This window comes from Lysinibacillus sp. RU7 (assembly GCF_057837305.1).
Map to the genome: position 1 here is coordinate 1 of NZ_JBYQFK010000291.1, position 239 is coordinate 239.

Annotated in this window: 1 tRNA gene; it reads left to right on the forward strand. The window is 57.7% G+C overall.

Annotated features, from left to right (window positions below):
- The first annotated feature begins 80 nt into the window (after positions 1 to 80).
- Positions 81 to 153: transfer RNA gene (locus AC3II9_RS22440), tRNA-Thr, on the forward strand.
- Positions 154 to 239: the final 86 nt, after the last annotated feature.

Sequence of the window (239 nt, forward strand, 5' to 3'; positions counted from 1 at the left end):
GGATTAGCTCAGCTGGGAGAGCACCTGCCTTACAAGCAGGGGGTCGGCGGTTCGAGCCCGTCATCCTCCACCATATTCATGCCGGTGTAGCTCAGTTGGTAGAGCAACTGACTTGTAATCAGTAGGTCGTGGGTTCGACTCCTATCGCCGGCATCATTATTCGGAGGGGTAGCGAAGTGGCTAAACGCGGCGGACTGTAAATCCGCTCCTTCGGGTTCGGCGGTTCGAATCCGTCCCCC